Below are 17529 nucleotides of genomic sequence, written 5' to 3'. Positions count from 1 at the left end.
TTTTACAGCAATGCGATTAGGCGCGTGGCGGAATCGCTTTCAGCAGTTCTGTCAGCAATTTCCAGTACAGATCCACGCTGCCGATATGTACTTGCTCATCCGGCGAGTGCGGTCCGGTGATGGTCGGCCCAATGGAGACCATATCCATGTCTGGGTACGGTTTCTTGAACAGACCACATTCCAGCCCTGCGTGAATCACCATGATGTTCGGCGTCTTGTTGAACAGCTTCTGATACGTTTCGCGAACCAGCGCCATGACCGGTGAATGCGCATCTGGCTGCCAGCCTGGGTAGCCGCCTTTCGGTGACGTTTTCGCGCCAGCCAATTGGCCGAGCGACGTCAGCGTACCGACTACAGCGTCTTTGCCGCTGTCGATCAGCGAACGAATCAGGCAGATAATTTCCGCGTGGTCGTCTTCCATGGTGACAACGCCGAGGTTCAGTGAGGTTTCCACCACGCCTTTGACGTCGTCGCTCATGCGGATCACGCCGTTCGGCGTCGCGTTGAGCAGCGCCAGCAGACGGTCGCGGCTGTCCTGCGTCAGCGGGTGTTCGTTGCTGTCGCTGGCTTCCACCAGCACAGTCAGGTTTTTCTCAACGGCAGACAGTTCATTCTTCAACACGGCCAGATAGTCTTGGCTCAGCGTCTTCAACTGCTCGACGTTAGCGGCAGGCAGTGACAGCGTCGCGAAGGCTTCACGTGGAATCGCGTTACGCAGCGTGCCACCGTTCAGATCGAGAATGCGGATATCCAGCGCTTTCGCCTGCTCGAACAGGAAACGTGCCAGCAGTTTGTTGGCGTTACCCAGTCCCAGATGAATGTCGCCACCGGAATGGCCGCCTTTCAGCCCTTTAATCGTCAGCTTCAGCGTTTGGTAACCAGCTGGTGGCACTTCACGCACCAGCGGTAGATGGGTAATAAAATCAATACCGCCCGCGCAACCCATGTAGATCTCGCCTTCTTCTTCCGAATCGGTGTTGATCAGGATTTCGGCCTGAAGCCAGTTAGGTTGCAGGCCAAATGCGCCATCCATACCCGCTTCTTCCGTCATGGTCAGCAGTACTTCCAGCGGACCGTGCTCGACGCGCGGATCGGCCAGCACTGCCAGCGCGGAAGCCATACCAATACCGTTATCCGCACCTAGTGTGGTGCCGCGTGCTTTCAGCCATTCACCGTCCACGTAAGGCTGGATCGGATCGGTAGTGAAATCATGCACGGTGTCGTTGTTTTTCTGCGGCACCATATCTAGATGCGCCTGCAACACGACAGGTTTGCGATTTTCCATACCTGCGGTTGCCGCTTTGCGCAGCAGAATATTGCCAACCTGATCGCGTTCGGCATAAATGCCTTTCTCTTTAGCCCATTCCAGAATGTGCGCGGCCAGCGCTTCTTCATGATAAGAAGGGTGCGGAATAGAACAGATTTTGGCGAAAATATCCCACAGAGGCTGGGGGGAAAGTTGAGACAATTCAGACACTATTTCAGTCTCCTTATTAGCTGCCTGTTTTCGCATTCTGGCGTGCAGGGGCTAGAGGTTAAAAGTTAATCGCGGTTAGCCACGTAAGGTGGCGTGTCATAAGAGAATATCATTTTCCATCAAAGCTGGGGAAATTGCCGTCGTTCCCGCTTACTTTTCATTCCGCAATATAAGTCAACAGGCTTGGCAGGGCGCAGGTTGTCAGGAAAAACTCGGCTCTCGCGTTGAGAAAAACTGGTTTTTATGTTGTTGGCTATCTATAATCTCGCGCAACCTTTTTCCCCCTCTCAGACTCAACTTAAGCCGGTTTTTATTCGGCTGGGATATATTTTATGAGCGAAAAGTACGTCGTAACCTGGGATATGTTGCAAATTCATGCCCGCAAACTGGCACAGCGTTTACTGCCTGCCGAACAATGGAAAGGCATCATTGCCGTCAGCCGTGGTGGTCTGGTTCCTGGCGCGCTGCTGGCGCGTGAGCTTGGCATTCGTCACGTTGATACCGTTTGCATCTCCAGTTATGACCATGACAACCAGCGCGAAATGAAAGTGATCAAGCGTGCCGAGGGAGATGGCGAAGGATTTATCGTGGTTGACGATCTGGTTGATACTGGCGGTACGGCAAAGGCGATTCGTGATATGTATCCGAAAGCGCACTTTGTGACCATTTTCGCCAAACCTGCTGGTCAACCGCTGGTCGACGACTACGTGATTGATATCCCGCAGGATACCTGGATTGAACAACCGTGGGATATGGGCGTGGTGTTTGTTCCGCCTTTGTCTAGCCGTTAATCGCCTAGCGACAATCCTCACCGATTCCCAACAATGCCCGGTTTAGCCGGGCATTGTTGTATCTACTCCCTTATGATTTCTGGCGCAGGGCTTGATCCGATCGTGTGTTTCTGACGTTGGCATTTGTCTTCCCTAGCCTGAGTTCGTTACACTTTAGCAGGTGACGAAGAAGTCGTCTGATGTCCGCTAACGGCGGTTCACATTAACGGAGGCTGCTGTGGCGCAAGCTAACCTGTCTGAAACGCTATTCAAACCATCCTTCAAACATCCAGAAACCTCGACGTTGGTCAGACGTACGCGACACGATCAGGAAACGCAGGGGATACATTCTACGCTGGAAGGAGAAAAGACCCGCAGTTGGTATCGGATGATTAACCGACTGATGTGGATTTGGCGTGGTGTCGACCCGTGGGAAATTGAAGACGTGCTGTCACGTATCGCGGCCAGCAAGTCTGACCGAAGCAATGAACAGTTGCTCGATACGGTGATCGGCTACCGAGGCGGTAACTGGATTTATGAGTGGGCGAAGCAGGGCGCAGACTGGCAGCAGCGAGCCACAGAAAGTGGAAATGACGCGCGAACCGGACAGTTTTGGTTGAATGCAGCCAACCTCTACAGCATTGCCGCGTATCCGCATATTAAAGGCGATGAGCTGGCGGAGCAGGCGCAAACGCTGGCAAATCGCGCCTATGAAGAGGCTGCTAAGTACCTGCCGTACGAACTCAAAGAACTGACCTTTCCGATTGCAGGCGGCGGCACGCTGACTGGCTTTCTGCATATGCCATCGCAAGGAAAAGCCCCTTTCCCGACTGTCCTCATGTGTGGCAGTCTGGAAACGTTGCAGAGCGATTATCACCGCCTATTTCAGGACTATTTTGCGCCAGCGGGCATGGCGATGTTGACGATTGATGTTCCCTCCGTTGGATTTTCTTCCCGCTGGAAGTTGACTCAGGATTCCAGTTTTTTGCACCAGCAGGTCTTACGCGCGTTGCCGGATGTCCCGTGGGTCGATCACACTCGCGTTGCTGCATTTGGTTTCCGCTTTGGTGCCAACATTGCCGTTCGGCTGGCTTATCTGGAATCACAGCGCTTATGCGGCGTAGCCTGTCTTGGCCCAGTGGTGCATCATCTGTTAAGCGATCCGACTCGCCAGCAGCAGGTACCAGATATGTTTATGGATGTGCTGGCAAGCCGGTTGGGCATGCCTTACTCGACGGATGCGTCGCTGAAGACCGAGCTGGGGCGTTATTCGTTGAAAACGCAAGGGCTGCTAGGGCGTCGCTGCCCGACGCCGATGCTGGCAGGTTACTGGGATAACGATCTGCTATGCCCGAAAGAAGAGGCAAGCCTGATTGTGAATTCATCCGCACAAGGAAAGCTGATGCCGGTTAATTTCTCTCCGGTGTACCAGAATTTTGATCGCGCACTACAGCAAATCAGCGCGTGGTTGCAGGATAAAGTGTGTTGAACATGATGAATAAACACGTGGGTGCCGGCAGTAACCTTATGCCAGGTGGTTGATAAATTGCCATTCTCTGCTAAAAAGAATGTTCAACCAGAGGAGATCGTAAATGATGTTACCGAGTGGACACCCCAAGAGCCGACTCATGAAGAACTTTACGTCGTTGGGGCCTTATATCCGTGAAGCGCAGTGCGAGGATACCGCGTTCTTCTTTGATTGCCTGGCGGTTTGCGTCAATATCAAGCCTGCACCGGAAGAGCGTGAGTTCTGGGGCTGGTGGCTGAATTTGGAAGATACGGGTAAAACCTTTGCTTATGAGTATCACTACGGTCTGTTTGATAAACAGGGTAACTGGCGTGAGGAAAAAATTAAGGACAAAGCCGTGATTGAACAGGTAGAAAATGCCAAACAGGCTTTTCATGTTCGACTGGAGAAACTGCTGCACTCGCTGGAACCCGCCTGTACCCTCGTCGCACGACCGTGATGCTTCTTTGACGCTCCCCGATTTATTCGCAGGTTTTCGCGTTATGCCTGTTGGCATAACGCGCCTGTCCTGTTACAACGTTTTCCTTATTCTTATTTTTTGACATTCAACGGCAGAGAAATTATGAGCGGCAGCCAGACTTTGGTTGTGAAACTGGGCACCAGCGTGTTAACCGGCGGTTCGCGCCGTCTTAACCGTGCCCACATTGTTGAACTGGTGCGCCAGTGCGCGCAGCAACATGCGGCAGGGCATCGGATTGTTATTGTCACCTCAGGGGCGATTGCCGCCGGACGTGAACATTTGGGTTACCCCGAGCTACCGGCCACGATTGCGACCAAACAACTGCTGGCCGCCGTGGGTCAAAGCCGCCTGATTCAACTGTGGGAACAGCTGTTTTCCATCTACGGTATCCACATCGGGCAAATGCTGCTGACGCGTGCGGATATGGAAGATCGTGAGCGTTTCCTCAATGCGCGTGACACCATGCGGGCGCTGCTGGATAACAATATCGTTCCAGTGATTAATGAAAACGATGCGGTTGCGACCGCTGAGATCAAGGTTGGCGATAACGACAACCTGTCCGCGCTGGCCGCGATTCTGGCCGATGCGGATAAGCTGCTGCTGCTGACCGACCAAGCAGGGCTGTTTACCGCCGATCCGCGTAATAATCCTGATGCAGAGTTGATCCGTGAAGTGAACGGCATCAACGATGCGCTGCGCAGCATTGCGGGTGACAGCGTGTCTGGCCTCGGAACGGGCGGCATGTCGACTAAATTGCAGGCTGCCGATGTGGCCTGTCGTGCCGGTATCGACGTGGTGATTGCCGCAGGCAGCAAGCCGGGCGTGATTGGCGATGTGATTGCTGATATTTCCGTTGGAACGCGTTTTCATGCGCTGGATGCACCGCTGGAAAGCCGCAAACACTGGATTTTCGGTGCACCACCGGCGGGTGAAATCACCGTCGATGACGGCGCGCTTTCGGCGATCCTCGAACGTGGTAGCTCGCTGCTGCCTAAAGGTATCCGCACGGTAGAAGGGAATTTCTCTCGTGGCGAAGTGATTCGTGTGCGTAGCCTGGCGGGCCGCGATGTGGCGCATGCCGTGACGCGCTACAACAGCGATGCGCTGCGTCTGATTGCCGGACATCATTCTCAACAGATTGCCGATATTCTTGGCTACGAATATGGTCCGGTGGCTATCCATCGCGACGATATGATTATCAATTAAGGAGTTCGCGATGCTTGAACAAATGGGTAAAGCGGCAAAAGCGGCCTCTTATCAACTGTCGGTCTTGAGCACAGCTCAGAAAGATCGTGCGCTGCTGACAATTGCAGATTTGCTGGAAGCTGAGAGTGCAACGATCCTGGCGGCTAACGCGCTGGATTTAGCCGATGCACGTCAAAATGGCATGAGCGAGGCGTTACTGGATCGTCTGCTTTTAACGCAGGAAAGACTGAGTGCGATTGCCGGCGATGTACGTCAGGTGTGTCGCTTGACCGATCCGGTAGGGCAGGTGATTGATGGCAACATGCTGGATAACGGGCTTAAGCTGGAGCGTCGCCGTGTGCCGCTGGGCGTGGTCGGCGTGATTTATGAAGCGCGCCCGAACGTCACTATTGATGTGGCTTCCCTGTGCCTGAAAACCGGTAATGCGGTAATTCTGCGCGGTGGCAAAGAGACGTACCGCACCAATGCGGCGACGGTCAAAGTCATTCAGCAGGCGCTGTCGCAGAGTGGCCTGCCAGCTGCTGCGGTGCAGGCAATTGAAAGCCCGGACCGTGAGTTAGTCAATCAACTGCTGAAGCTGGATCGCTACGTGGACATGCTGATTCCACGTGGGGGCGCAGGCCTGCATAAGCTATGTCGTGAGCAATCGACGATTCCGGTGATCACTGGTGGTATCGGTGTGTGTCACATCTATGCCGATGACAGCATCGATTTCGACAAGGCGTTGACGGTTATTGAAAGCGCCAAGGTGCAACGTCCTAGCGCCTGCAACAGCCTGGAAACGCTGTTGGTCAATCGAAGCATTGCCGATCGTTTCCTGCCTGAACTGAGCAAGAAAATGGCGGCGTCGGGCGTTACGCTCCATGCCAGCCCTTCAGCAATGCCTTACCTGACCAGTGGCCCCGCTAACGTCGTTGCTGTGGAAGACGCCAACTACAATGATGAATGGCTCTCTAACGACCTGAACGTCACGCTGGTGGACGATCTGGATGCGGCGGTTGCCCATATTCGTGAACACGGTACGCAGCACTCTGATGCGATTCTGACGCGATCCTTGAGCAACGCGGAACGCTTCGTGCGTGAAGTGGATTCCTCAGCGGTGTATGTCAACGCCAGTACGCGCTTCACCGACGGTGGCCAGTTTGGTCTGGGCGCGGAAGTGGCGGTCAGTACTCAGAAACTGCACGCTCGTGGTCCAATGGGGCTGGAAGCGCTGACCACCTACAAGTGGATTGGTTATGGCGATGATTTGATTCGTGCCTAATCGATGAATTGCTGCGCATCTCAAAGAGATGCGCAGCAATTATTTTTATTCCGATAAAAGTATTTATTTCAACTGTATTGCTCTGCTGCGCCATCGTTATTTAAATTAAAATTTAATGCGAAAATATAAATGCAATAAAATAACTGCATCAGAAAAATATCCTCCAATAGTAACAAACTATGCTTTGTGCGATATTTCACAGATCCATAGTCTGTCTTGCTATCGGAGGATAATTATTTATCCTTTGTTTCAAAAATACATTATTTCATATTAACGTTGATGCTTCTCTGCGGCGTTATGGATTGAGTTGGCAGTTTCGTGAGCCTGTTTTTCCGCTCGGCTGTTAAAATTATCTGCTTTCGTTTTGGCATCAGCCCAGCCTTTTTCGGCGTCTTTTCTGACTTCGGATTCTCTGGGTTTCACATCAGCTTTGACTTTGTCAGCTTTTTCCCGGGCTTCTGGCTCCCTTGATTTGAGATCGGATTTGAAATCATTCGCTTTTTCCCGCGCCTGAGTTTCATGCTCATGCGCTTTAGTTCGCGCCTCTGACGCTTTTTCTCTCGCTTCAACACTATCGTGGCTGAAGGCTGATTCCGCCGATGCTCGGGCTGAATCCAAGTCATTTGCTGCCGCCATGCCAATGTAACTGGTTCCCAGTATTAAGCCTAAAAACAATGGTTTCATATTCATGGTGTATTTCCTCTTACAGCGCGTTATGACTACGCTAACAATAATCTTGTCGTCGACAACGTATTATTGAGAGCTTCACGTTAAGACAACGTCCTTTTCGTCTTGGCTGCTTAAGTAGAGCAAAATAGAAAATAAAAAGAATAGGGAATTATCTTAAACCGTACAGGTGGGTATTGTTATGTGTTGCGGTTATAGTCGAAGGGTAAAAAGATATTTTTATTGTAAATATCACGCTGTATATAAAACTTAATATTTATCTCCACAGAAAGCATAGTTTTCACATAATCAGGTATTATCTTTTTGGTTCTTCTCCCGAAGAGAATGGAGATTTGGGAGCCGTGTTATGTATGTGCATCTGTTAAGCCGAAAAGATATAGCGTATGACGTTATTAGCACTGAAAATTATCAGCACAGAGTGGATGATGATAAAACCAGCAGACGATCGCCAAACGCTTGACTTGCTGTACCATTATCACTAATTTGTCACCCCGTAGTTCACGTCTGGCTCTCGCCATGACGATCTCAAAGCCGATATAGCTCAGTTGGTAGAGCAGCGCATTCGTAATGCGAAGGTCGTAGGTTCGACTCCTATTATCGGCACCATAAAATCAATCACTTACCTCAGGTTCCATTAGTTTCCGTAATTTTGTGGGACATATTTGTGCCATTGCGCTCTAAAATCACGTAAATTTTACTTGCGTGCTCACTCAGGTGTCCGGATGATAAATGCGCATATCTCTGAACCATTTCCAGCGTTTCCCATCCACCCAACTCCTTCAGTGCCAGAAGAGAAACACCAGCCAACTCCCACGTGTGCCTCAAGCTATGGAATCGGAAATTGCTAATGCCTGCTCGCTTTAGCGCTCCATTAACGAGTGCTCTTTTGCAGTAAGTGGCGCAGTGGATACTAAGGTCGTTGGACAATTAAAAATTAATGTTATGGTAAATAGGTGTTTCTGTTTTAACAGGAGAATCTGCCTCATGGAATTATTTTTGCTGCGACATGGAAAGCCTAATATTAGAAGTTCGATGGCAATCAGATCGGTCGATATGTACTCGTGGATAGGGGAGTATGATGCGGCTGGTATATTGGATTCGCCCGATGCTTCAACCGTCGCTGCTAGTGAGGGAGAATTTATAGTTTCTAGTCCAATGCAACGGGCTCTTGAGTCTGTAGCTGCTCTTGGATTGGAGCCAGATATCATCATTGATGAACTGCATGAAGCACCATTGCCTGTTTTTAATATCCCCCTGCTAAAGTTAACCCCACTTGTTTGGGCTGCTTTATTTCGTATTGTTTGGATGGCGGGAGGTAGTGGAGTCGTAGAAACTTTTTCTTCAGTAAAGATAAGAGCGAAGCTCGCTTCCTGTGAGTTGAATAAAATGGCAGAAACACATGGATATGTATTAAGTGTTGGACATGGTTTTATGAATGTTCTGGTTGCCAGAGAGCTACAGAAAGTTGGCTGGAGAAGGCAGAAAGTGGGTTCTTCAGGATACTGGTCGGGCATTAAACTTGTGCGTTGATAGCTCAGGCAGTTATATTTTCAGGGCATATCAAACGCACGAATCAGATAGTAGCAATCCAGATCATCCGGAGAGTTGCCAAACGAAGCCACATCGTTCCCGTGGCGTTGATGGAGAGGAACGCTGGTTTCCCACATGATGCTTTGGAAAGCCGCGCCAGTTATAAACGCTCCAACTTCGGATGCTAACCAGAGAATAGTTCCTGCTATATCGGTTACGTCAAAGTCCAGCATTAACCTCCACCAGTCATCTTTGTTCTGTAAACATGAGCCAGTGCGCATTTTTACAGGATTGTAAGGAATAGTGTTTGAGTGGTTATCTGGAGGGCATACTCATGAAAAAGTTGCTGATATGTTGCTTGTTCGGAAATACGGCCAATGTTCTTGCAAAAAAAATGCAGAAAGCGGCAGATGCTCAGAATTATCAGATTATGATCAGTGCTGTAGGGCTGGATAATTTTGCCAGTATTGCGCCTGCTTTTGACTGCTTTCTTGTTGCGCCACACATTCAATATAAACTCCCTGAACTCAGGAATATTGTTGGTGAATCGCGGTTCATTGCTGTTATAGATAGCCTGCCATATGCATCATTCGACGGAAAAAAAGTATTACAGTTTGCTCAGACTTATATACCTGAAAATATTAATTAAGTTGCGGAGCGGGTAGCTTGGTGTTTAGTGGACAGTTCTCATTGGCTGAGATTCTCCTCTATTGCGAATTAAACTCGATTTATCAACGGCAACAGATATTTGCTGGTATCGATATTTTTGAAAGATACACCATAGCCACAATTGATAATCACATGCTCGAATAATAAATGCTGAGAGCGTCCATTGATTTCCCGAAACGGATGAATCACATTCAAACCTGAATAGTATTCTGTTAATCGGGTTATTGGTATCGGACGCTCAAGGCCTTGTAAAAAATTGTCGCCGAATAGCGGCGTAACAATGTTATTGGCTTAGAGACTGTGCAAAAAACGTGATTTGCCGATGTTGTTTACATATCGAGAGAACGGTATTTTTCAATCAACCCTTCTCCGTCTCCGAACTCGCCCCATTAAGAAACATGGAGTTAACCAGCACCGCCATATCAATGGGGGCAATTTCGCCGCGTAATGCAGAATCAACAGCAGCATAAAGCATAAAATCGTAAGCTTTGGTGAGCCAGCGAGCTGGCATGTCAACGCGGAACACACCTTCCTTTTGACCTCGCCTGAAAAATTCTTCTAGTGCTTCACCATAAAAGGAAGGAATGGCTTCATCCACGGCATCTTTTCTGTCATCAACCATCCGCACCCACTGAGCCGCATTCCAAAACATGTAAAAATCACGTCCAGCAATGACGTTCTGCGTGAGCCGAATCAATGCATCAGGATAAGGTGGCTTTGCGAGTTCCGCACTGGAAAGAGCCTGTTCAAGGTGACGGGTGGCGCGTTCAAGCAAGAGTACAATGACTTCCTCTCTGGTCGGTGCGATGCGGTACAGAGTGGCTTTGCTAATCCCCGCTTTCTTGGCTATTTGTTGTAGATTTGCTCTGGGATTGCGGGCGATTGCAAGAGCTAGAGCTCCAGCCAGCTTGTCACTGATATTTTCAGACATCCTCTTTCCTTTTCTTGTTGTCAGCCCCGTCAGGGTGCCTGCTTATCTTTCCATACCCGCAATGAAAAAAAAACACCTCATTAGAGTTTATTTTGTTTCTTTTGAATCAATATTGACTCATTTGGGGCTTGAAAGTATTATCTGCGTCGCAAATTTAAGCAAAAATTCCAGTGTGGCCCAGGGGGTTGTATGGCTAGGTTAAAAATGAGTGCGCTTGCCTTGAGTTTGTTATTGGCAGGTTGTGGTGATGAAACGACTGCGTCTGAACAGCAGTCGCCGCAATCGGTAGAGGTTGAAGCTCAGACCGTCATCCCGCAGATGAAAACCATGACGGCAGACTTGCCAGGACGAATCGAGCCTGTCCGTGTCGCACAGGTTAGGGCGCGCGTAGCAGGGATTGTTCAGAAAAGGCACTTCACTGAAGGTGCCGCGGTGAAGGAGGGGGAACTGCTTTTCACCATTGCACAGGAACCGTTTGAAGCAGCCCTTGCCCGTGCTAAGGCGGGTCTGGTGCGGTCGGAGTCACAGGTAAAACAGGCCGAATCCCTTGTTCGTCGCTATACCCCGCTTGTGAAAATCGATGCTGTCAGCCGCCAAGAATACGATGATGCGGATACTGCCCTACAAACAGCGAAGGCCAATCGTTTGTCCGCTCGTGCGGACGTCAAAACTGCTGAACTGGATCTCAGCTATGCCACTGTCAGGGCACCGATCTCCGGCAGGGTAGGTAAAAGTCTGGTGAGTGAAGGAAGTCTGGTGGGGCAGGGAGAAACCACGCCAATGGCTTTGATACAGCAAATCGATCCGGTTTATGCCGATTTCAATCAGCCTGCGAATACCGCCCTGCAATTGCGTGAGGCAATGGAAAAGGGGCAGCTTTCAGCGAATAAGGATTCAGCGCCGAAGGTGAGCATTCATGTCGAAGGAACGGGTTATACCGCAACGGGTAAATTGCTGTTCACCGACATTTCGGTCAACAGAAACACTGGCGAAATCATGCTGCGTGGAGAATTCCCCAATCCGGATAACCGGCTCCTGCCTGGTATGTATGTGAGAGTGAGTACGGAACTGGGTGTGGATCAGAAGGCTATTTTCATTCCACAGCGGGCAATAATCCGTGGAACGGATGGAACTGCAAAGGTTTTTGTCATCAATGCTGAAGGTATGGCTGTTGAGAAACACGTGACTACTGGTGTGATGCAAGGCAAGGACTGGCAGATAACGGAAGGATTGAGCGCTGGGGATAAGGTCATTATCAATGGCGTAGATAAAATTCAGCCAGGAATGTCTGTAAAAACTGCTGATACGGCTCAACAGGAAGTACAAACGCCAAAACAACAGGATGGCAATGCCTCTTCTTAGCACTGACGGGGGCGTTATCTCGTTCGATTTGCACCATCAGTGTTTTTTTAATCCGCAAAAATCATACGTGCCGGAATAAATCATGCCTAATTTTTTTATTCACAGACCCAACTTTGCCTGGGTTGTGGCTATCTTCATCGCGATGGCAGGGCTGCTTGCCATTTCGTCGTTGCCTGTTTCGCAGTACCCCGCTGTTGCTCCGCCACAAATTGTGGTGACGGCAACTTATCCCGGTGCGTCCGCTGAAGTCATCAATAGCGGTGTCACAAGCCTGATAGAGGAAGAGCTTAATGGCGCAAAAGGGCTGCTCTATTATGAATCTCAGAGCAACAGTGCTGGCTTAGCAGAAATAACCATTACCTTTCAGCCGGGCACCAACCCCGATCTCGCTCAGGTTGACGTACAGAACCGTATTAAAAAAGTCGAATCCCGTCTTCCTGCCTCGGTAACCCAACAAGGGCTACAGGTCGAGCAGGCGAGCACAAACTTCCTCATGATCTTTGCTCTGACAGCCAAAGATAAGAATGCTGATGAGGTCAACCTTGCCGACTATGCGGCGCGAAACATTAACAACGAAATTCGCCGAGTCACAGGTGTAGGCCGCGTGCAAATGTTTTCCGCAGAGCGTGCTTTGCGTGTATGGATAGATCCAGCGAAGCTGATTAGCTACGGGTTATCCATTAATGATGTAGATAATGCCATCAAAGCGCAGAACGCGCAGGTATCCGGTGGGAGCCTGGGAGAGCAGCCCAGCCCGCCTGATCAAGAAATCTCTGCAAACATACTGGTTCAGGGGCAACTGTCCTCTATTGAGGAATTTTCTCGTATTGTGCTTAAGGCCGATGCCGACGGATCGACTGTCCGTTTGAGTGATGTTGGTCGAGTAGAAATGGGGCGGCAAGATTATCGTTTATCATCACGGCTCAATGGTGAGCCAGCGGTAGGGATCGGTGTGCAACTTTCTCCTGGGGCCAATGCACTTGAGACAGCAAAAGCCGTCAAATCTCGACTGGCTGAATTATCGATGAACTTCCCAGAGAATATCAGTTATAGCGTTCCTCATGACACATCGAAATTTGTTGAAGTGGCCATTAAGAAAGTCCTGATGACGCTGCTTGAAGCCGTCGTGCTCGTCTTTCTAGTCATGCTGCTGTTTCTGCAAAATATTCGCTACACCCTTATCCCGACGATTGTTGTTCCTATCTGTTTGCTTGGCACGCTGGCGGTGATGTTGCCGTTAGGGTTCTCCGTCAACATGATGACCATGTTTGGTATGGTTTTGGCCATCGGTATTCTGGTGGATGATGCCATTGTGGTCGTGGAAAATGTCGAACGCATCATGGCTGAAGAAGGTCTGCCGCCTAAAGAGGCGACGATCAAAGCGATGTCCCAAATCAGTGGGGCAATCGTGGGGATTACCCTCGTGCTCGCTGCGGTGTTCCTGCCACTTGCATTCATGAGTGGTTCTGTTGGGGTGATATATCGTCAGTTCTCTGTTTCTCTGGCAATTTCGATTCTTTTCTCTGGTTTTCTTGCCCTTACGCTGACGCCTGCGCTTTGCGCCACTTTGATTAAGCCTATCGCTAAAGGCCACCATGCTGAGAAGAGAGGGCTATTCGGCTGGTTCAACCGTAAATTCAGCAGCCTGACGGAACGTTACTCTTCTACCACATCTACATTGCTGTCACGCACAGGCAGAGTGATGCTGGTGTATGTCGCCATTCTTGGTGTGCTTGCGGTGGCCTATACCCGGCTGCCATCGGCGTTTCTTCCGTCAGAAGATCAGGGCTATGTCATGACGGATATTCAGCTTCCCCCGGGGGCGACATATCAGCGGCTGATGACATCAACCAAGGAAATGGAAAACTACTTTCTTGAACGTCCTGCGGTTGCCGATGTGCTGACACTCCAAGGATTCAGCTTTTCCGGTACGGGGCAGAATGCTGGCATGGGGTTTGTCATGCTCAAAGACTGGTCGGAACGCTCCAGTGAGGAATCTGTGCAAAATGAAGCAGATCAATCCAGCGGCGTTTTCCAGAGCATAAAAGACGGCACGCTATTTTCTATCGTTCCGCCTTCGGTTGAAGGCATGGGGAACTCAAGTGGCTTTGCGTTACGCCTTCAGGATCGTGCCGGACTGGGTCGTGATGCGCTGCTTGCCGCAAGCCAACAGCTAATGGGTATGGTGTATGAGTCCCCGACTTTTGCTTACATCATGGTGGAAGGATTGGCTGATGCACCACAGCTTGACCTTCGTATCGATCGTGAGAAAGCCGAAGCAATGGGGGTTCCTTTTGATGCCATTAATAATGCCATCTCGACCGCCTACGGTTCGGCTTTAGTCAATGAGTTCCCAAATCAGGGGCGTATGCAGCGCGTTATTGTCCAAGCCGCGCCTGAAAACCGCGCTACGCCGGAAACGCTGCGTAAACTGAATATTCTCAACCGCAATGGGGAATTGGTTCCTCTGGAAGCGTTTAGCGACATTGCGTGGAAGCATGGCCCTGTGCAAGTTGTCCGCTATAACGGTTATCCGAGCCTCAAACTTTCTGGTGACGTGGTGCCCGGCATGAGTTCGGGTGAAGGGATGAAAGAGATTGAGCGCTTGGTGGCGCAATTACCGCCGGGCATTGGGTATGAGTGGACCGGCTTGTCCTATCAGGAAAAAGCCGCCGGTTCTCAGGCTCCGATGCTATTAGCCCTGGCACTCGTCGTGGTCTTTCTGGTTCTGGTTGCTTTGTACGAAAGCTGGAAGATCCCGTTCTCGGTACTGCTGATTGTTCCTATCGGCGCGTTGGGGGCTGTTGCGGCCGTAATGGCTGCGGGGATGTCTAATGACGTGTATTTCAAGGTAGGTCTGATCACGATCATTGGGCTGGCGGCGAAAAACGCAATTCTTATCATCGAGTTTGCAAAGGATCTCCACGCAGAAGGGAAATCTTTCAGGCAGTCCGCTATTGAAGCCGCACGCTTGCGTTTTCGTCCCATCGTGATGACCTCGCTTGCCTTCATTCTTGGCGTGGTACCGCTTGCTATTGCAACTGGAGCGGGCGCACTTAGCCAGCGTGCTATCGGTACGGGTGTCATGGGAGGGATGTTGAGCGCGACCTTACTGGGTGTGCTGTTTGTACCAGTCTTCTATGTCTGGGTCATGTCTTTGATGAATAAAAGCAAAGAAAAGATGCCGTCTGATAGCCAGACAGATACCCAAGAGGTGGGAAAATGATAACGCCTCATAAACTCAGTCTGATTGCGGCTACGCTTCTGTTTGCGGGGTGCTCCATGGCACCCAGCTATACCACGCCACCGTCACCGATAACGGAACAATGGAAAAGTGATCGGGCTACTCAGCACTCATCTGCCACAACCGACTGGAAGATATTTATTCAGGATGAACGGTTACGACATTTGGTCGATATAGCGCTCGCCAATAACCGGGATTTAAGGCAAACCCTGTTAAATGTGGATGTTGCTCGGGCGCAATATCGCATCCAACGTGCCGATCGATTACCGGGTATTGAGGCTCAAGGATCGGGTTCACGCCAGCGTGTTCCTGGCGATATATCCCCAACCGGCCAAGCGGCTATTCAGAACGAGTGGCGCTCAGGGATCGGTCTGGCAGCTTTTGAACTCGATCTGTTCGGGAGAATTAAAAGCCTCTCTGATGCTGCGATGGAAGAGTATCTGGCAACAGAGACCAATGCCCGTGGTGCGAGAATTACGCTGATAGCGGAGGTCGTGCAGGCTTATCTCACTCGCAATGGTGCGGTGCAGCGTTACGAGCTGACAAACAGCACATTACAGTCGCGGCAGGACTCCCTGAGGCTCATTTCAGAAAGACGTGTTGTAGGCGTAGTATCCGCTCTTGATTATCAGGAAGCGCTGGGGCTTGTGGAGCAAGCGCGGGCGGAAAGGGAGCAGGTCACCCGTCAGTTAAGACAATCAGAGAACGCGCTGCGTTTGCTGGTTGGCACTAACGATATTGACCGTTATCTGCCTCAGAAGTCTGTCGCTGAAGACGCGATTCTGCAAAATATTGCACCGGGTACACCCTCTCAGCTGTTGGCGTCCCGGCCCGATATTGAAGCAGCAGAACATCGGCTGAAATCAAGAAACGCCAGTATTGGCGCTGCGCGGGCAGCCTTTTTTCCTCGCATCTCTTTAACAGCCATGTACGGCAGTGCCAGTACTGAGTTATCCGATCTTTTCAGTGGTGGACAGCAGGCTTGGTCATTTTCCCCACAGATAACGCTGCCGTTATTTTCCGGCGGAAGCAATATGGCTAATCTGGATGTCGCAAATCTGCGGAAAGATATTGCTGTGGCAGATTATGAAAAAACCATTCAGACGGCATTTCGTGAAGTATCTGACGCATTGGATGCAACGGATACTTTACGGCGGGAGGCGTTGGCACAGGAAAGCCTGACGAAGACCAATCTTGAGTCGTTGCGGCTGGCTGAGGCAAGATATGCCAGTGGTGTGGATGGCCACTTGCGCTATCTTGATGCACAACGCCGGGCATTGAGTAGTCAGATTCAACTTATTGATATCCGAACACAGCATCAAATGGCGTTATCTACACTCTACCGCGTGCTGGGCGGTGGCTGGAATGAAGAAAATCGGCAAGCGCGTTAAGCATATTCTTTAACCCGTTAAATCGCGTGCTGCTGAATTATCATACGAGCCTGGCAGTTGAAAGCGCCGATCTCGTTCTCCAACGATAATCTGAAGTCATACAAAGAAGGGCGTCCTATTAGGGCACCCTTATTTCACGCTATTGCTGATGACCCGCTTCACGAGATGTTTTGATGGTTTCATACCTTACTCCTCATTTTCCTTTTCGTTGTGCTTTGGCCGCCAGGTATCACCTGGAAGGTTACCCTGCCGGATGACTGCTATTTTTTAACCTAAAAATGTCGTTTAAAAGATCATTCCACTGCTTCACTCTGTAATTTTTGTTATGAAACTCCGCTAATTTTAATTATTTAGCGTATGTCACTTCTTTTGTGTTTTTTGATAGTATAAAAAACTAATAATTTTCATTAAAAAATCAATGATTGCTAAACTATCTAATATTTATTTCTTAACACGGAAATAGTTTCCTAAGGTGATAGAGTTATTTATTCTGCCAAAAGCAAAAAATAGAGAGTGAATATTTTCACTAAATTAAAATTAATGCGTTATTTGTTATTTTTATCATTTATTAGCGGGTTAAGTATTTCGTTGTTAACGAAATTAAAAGGCACGAAATATATTCTTTTTCCGTCAATTGAAACTCAATGGATTATTATGTTTTATTATGGATATTTTTACTTAAGTTTAATTTATATTTTTGTTTTTACTGTATTTTTTGTTTTAATCGTTCCGTTTACTTGCTCTGCTATATAAGCGTTGACCGTGCGTTTATGTTGTGTGTATGATCTAAACTCAAAATATGAATGTATTTAACTTCCTTCTTGGTGTGAGTCTTTCACTCCGATATAAATCGTAACTTTACGGTTTTATTATGGTTTTTTAATTCGATTTAAATTTATTTCATCTCGCTGGTCGAAAAACAAATACGCTATACCCTAAATAATTCGAGTTTCAGGAAGGCGGCAAGAGAAGACATCTCGATGAGCTTACTCAGGTAAGTGATTCGGGTG

General features: G+C 49.4%; 14 protein-coding genes, 1 tRNA gene and 2 pseudogenes. 11 read left to right on the top strand and 6 right to left on the bottom strand.

Annotated features, from left to right (window positions below):
• Positions 1-16: 16 nt before the first annotated feature.
• The gene (gene pepD, locus A0G03_RS16185; RefSeq protein ID WP_048261858.1) at positions 17-1477 is read right to left on the bottom strand and encodes a beta-Ala-His dipeptidase; all 1461 of its coding nucleotides are present in this window, start codon (positions 1475-1477) and stop codon (positions 17-19) included.
• A gap of 332 nt (positions 1478-1809) precedes the next feature.
• Between pepD and gpt the strand changes: the two genes are divergently transcribed.
• From gpt to proA, 5 genes are all read left to right on the top strand, one after another.
• Complete coding sequence (gene gpt, locus A0G03_RS16180) at positions 1810-2268, top strand: xanthine phosphoribosyltransferase (protein WP_048261856.1); 459 nt, start codon at positions 1810-1812, stop codon at positions 2266-2268.
• Positions 2269-2485: 217 nt separating this feature from the next.
• Positions 2486-3736 carry an esterase FrsA gene (frsA, locus tag A0G03_RS16175; protein ID WP_048261854.1) on the top strand — a complete coding sequence of 417 codons (1251 nt, stop codon included), beginning with the start codon at positions 2486-2488 and terminating at the stop codon, positions 3734-3736.
• A gap of 103 nt (positions 3737-3839) precedes the next feature.
• A complete protein-coding gene (crl, locus tag A0G03_RS16170; RefSeq protein WP_048261851.1) occupies positions 3840-4214 on the top strand; it encodes a sigma factor-binding protein Crl in 375 nt (124 codons plus the stop codon).
• A 123-nt stretch (positions 4215-4337) separates the two neighbouring features.
• A complete protein-coding gene (gene proB / locus A0G03_RS16165; RefSeq protein WP_048261848.1) occupies positions 4338-5441 on the top strand; it encodes a glutamate 5-kinase in 1104 nt (367 codons plus the stop codon).
• A gap of 10 nt (positions 5442-5451) precedes the next feature.
• On the top strand, positions 5452-6705 hold the full coding sequence (gene proA / locus A0G03_RS16160; RefSeq protein WP_048261846.1) for a glutamate-5-semialdehyde dehydrogenase: 1254 nt from the start codon (positions 5452-5454) through the stop codon (positions 6703-6705).
• Positions 6706-6975: 270 nt separating this feature from the next.
• Here proA and A0G03_RS16155 read toward each other — a convergent pair whose 3' ends face one another.
• Positions 6976-7395 carry a hypothetical protein gene (locus A0G03_RS16155; protein WP_048261844.1) on the bottom strand — a complete coding sequence of 140 codons (420 nt, stop codon included), beginning with the start codon at positions 7393-7395 and terminating at the stop codon, positions 6976-6978.
• Between the two features lie 527 nt (positions 7396-7922).
• Here A0G03_RS16155 and A0G03_RS16150 point away from each other — a divergent pair.
• A tRNA-Thr gene (locus A0G03_RS16150) sits at positions 7923-7998 on the top strand.
• 18 nt (positions 7999-8016) lie between these two features.
• Here A0G03_RS16150 and A0G03_RS16145 read toward each other — a convergent pair.
• A pseudogene (locus A0G03_RS16145) lies at positions 8017-8262 on the bottom strand (tyrosine-type recombinase/integrase); the annotation flags it as partial.
• A 114-nt stretch (positions 8263-8376) separates the two neighbouring features.
• On the opposite strand from A0G03_RS16145, the gene A0G03_RS16140 reads away from it, so the two are divergent.
• A complete protein-coding gene (locus tag A0G03_RS16140; protein ID WP_048261842.1) occupies positions 8377-8922 on the top strand; it encodes a histidine phosphatase family protein in 546 nt (181 codons plus the stop codon).
• Between the two features lie 29 nt (positions 8923-8951).
• Here the strand turns inward: A0G03_RS16140 and A0G03_RS22010 are convergent.
• Positions 8952-9059: pseudogene (locus A0G03_RS22010) on the bottom strand (NIPSNAP family protein); the annotation flags it as partial.
• A 197-nt stretch (positions 9060-9256) separates the two neighbouring features.
• Here A0G03_RS22010 and A0G03_RS16130 point away from each other — a divergent pair.
• Positions 9257-9571 carry a PTS sugar transporter subunit IIB gene (locus tag A0G03_RS16130; protein WP_048261837.1) on the top strand — a complete coding sequence of 105 codons (315 nt, stop codon included), beginning with the start codon at positions 9257-9259 and terminating at the stop codon, positions 9569-9571.
• A 68-nt stretch (positions 9572-9639) separates the two neighbouring features.
• Here A0G03_RS16130 and A0G03_RS22005 read toward each other — a convergent pair whose 3' ends face one another.
• Positions 9640-9816, bottom strand: coding sequence for a hypothetical protein (locus tag A0G03_RS22005; protein WP_422120986.1), 177 nt, complete (start codon positions 9814-9816; stop codon positions 9640-9642).
• A gap of 133 nt (positions 9817-9949) precedes the next feature.
• Positions 9950-10522 carry a TetR/AcrR family transcriptional regulator gene (locus tag A0G03_RS16120; RefSeq protein WP_048261835.1) on the bottom strand — a complete coding sequence of 191 codons (573 nt, stop codon included), beginning with the start codon at positions 10520-10522 and terminating at the stop codon, positions 9950-9952.
• Between the two features lie 189 nt (positions 10523-10711).
• Here A0G03_RS16120 and A0G03_RS16115 point away from each other — a divergent pair, with 189 nt between their 5' ends.
• The 3 genes from A0G03_RS16115 to A0G03_RS16105 all read left to right on the top strand — a co-directional run bounded on the left by A0G03_RS16115 (position 10712) and on the right by A0G03_RS16105 (position 16519).
• Entirely contained in the window at positions 10712-11884 is a 1173-nt protein-coding gene (locus tag A0G03_RS16115) for an efflux RND transporter periplasmic adaptor subunit (protein WP_048261833.1), read from the top strand.
• Positions 11885-11966: 82 nt separating this feature from the next.
• Entirely contained in the window at positions 11967-15110 is a 3144-nt protein-coding gene (locus A0G03_RS16110) for an efflux RND transporter permease subunit (RefSeq protein WP_048261830.1), read from the top strand.
• Positions 15107-16519: an efflux transporter outer membrane subunit gene (locus tag A0G03_RS16105; RefSeq protein WP_048261829.1), complete on the top strand. Its 1413-nt coding sequence runs from the start codon at positions 15107-15109 to the stop codon at positions 16517-16519. Before A0G03_RS16110 ends, A0G03_RS16105 begins: the two co-directional genes overlap by 4 nt.
• Positions 16520-17529 lie beyond the last annotated feature (1010 nt).

Origin of the sequence: Pectobacterium peruviense (genome assembly GCF_002847345.1) — a bacterium.
GTDB lineage: Bacteria > Pseudomonadota > Gammaproteobacteria > Enterobacterales > Enterobacteriaceae > Pectobacterium > Pectobacterium peruviense.
This window is presented reverse-complemented; position numbering and strand designations above follow the sequence as displayed.

What these genes read in the sequence shown, in the direction of transcription:
- proA (WP_048261846.1), top strand. Translation starts at nt 5,452, where the DNA reads ATGCTTGAACAAATGGGTAAAGCGGCAAAAGCGGCCTCTTATCAACTG.
- A0G03_RS16110 (WP_048261830.1), top strand. Translation starts at nt 11,967, where the DNA reads ATGCCTAATTTTTTTATTCACAGACCCAACTTTGCCTGGGTTGTGGCT.
- A0G03_RS16155 (WP_048261844.1), bottom strand. Translation starts at nt 7,395, where the DNA reads ATGAATATGAAACCATTGTTTTTAGGCTTAATACTGGGAACCAGTTAC.
- crl (WP_048261851.1), top strand. Translation starts at nt 3,840, where the DNA reads ATGATGTTACCGAGTGGACACCCCAAGAGCCGACTCATGAAGAACTTT.
- A0G03_RS16120 (WP_048261835.1), bottom strand. Translation starts at nt 10,522, where the DNA reads ATGTCTGAAAATATCAGTGACAAGCTGGCTGGAGCTCTAGCTCTTGCA.
- A0G03_RS16115 (WP_048261833.1), top strand. Translation starts at nt 10,712, where the DNA reads ATGGCTAGGTTAAAAATGAGTGCGCTTGCCTTGAGTTTGTTATTGGCA.
- A0G03_RS16140 (WP_048261842.1), top strand. Translation starts at nt 8,377, where the DNA reads ATGGAATTATTTTTGCTGCGACATGGAAAGCCTAATATTAGAAGTTCG.
- proB (WP_048261848.1), top strand. Translation starts at nt 4,338, where the DNA reads ATGAGCGGCAGCCAGACTTTGGTTGTGAAACTGGGCACCAGCGTGTTA.
- A0G03_RS16105 (WP_048261829.1), top strand. Translation starts at nt 15,107, where the DNA reads ATGATAACGCCTCATAAACTCAGTCTGATTGCGGCTACGCTTCTGTTT.
- A0G03_RS16130 (WP_048261837.1), top strand. Translation starts at nt 9,257, where the DNA reads ATGAAAAAGTTGCTGATATGTTGCTTGTTCGGAAATACGGCCAATGTT.
- gpt (WP_048261856.1), top strand. Translation starts at nt 1,810, where the DNA reads ATGAGCGAAAAGTACGTCGTAACCTGGGATATGTTGCAAATTCATGCC.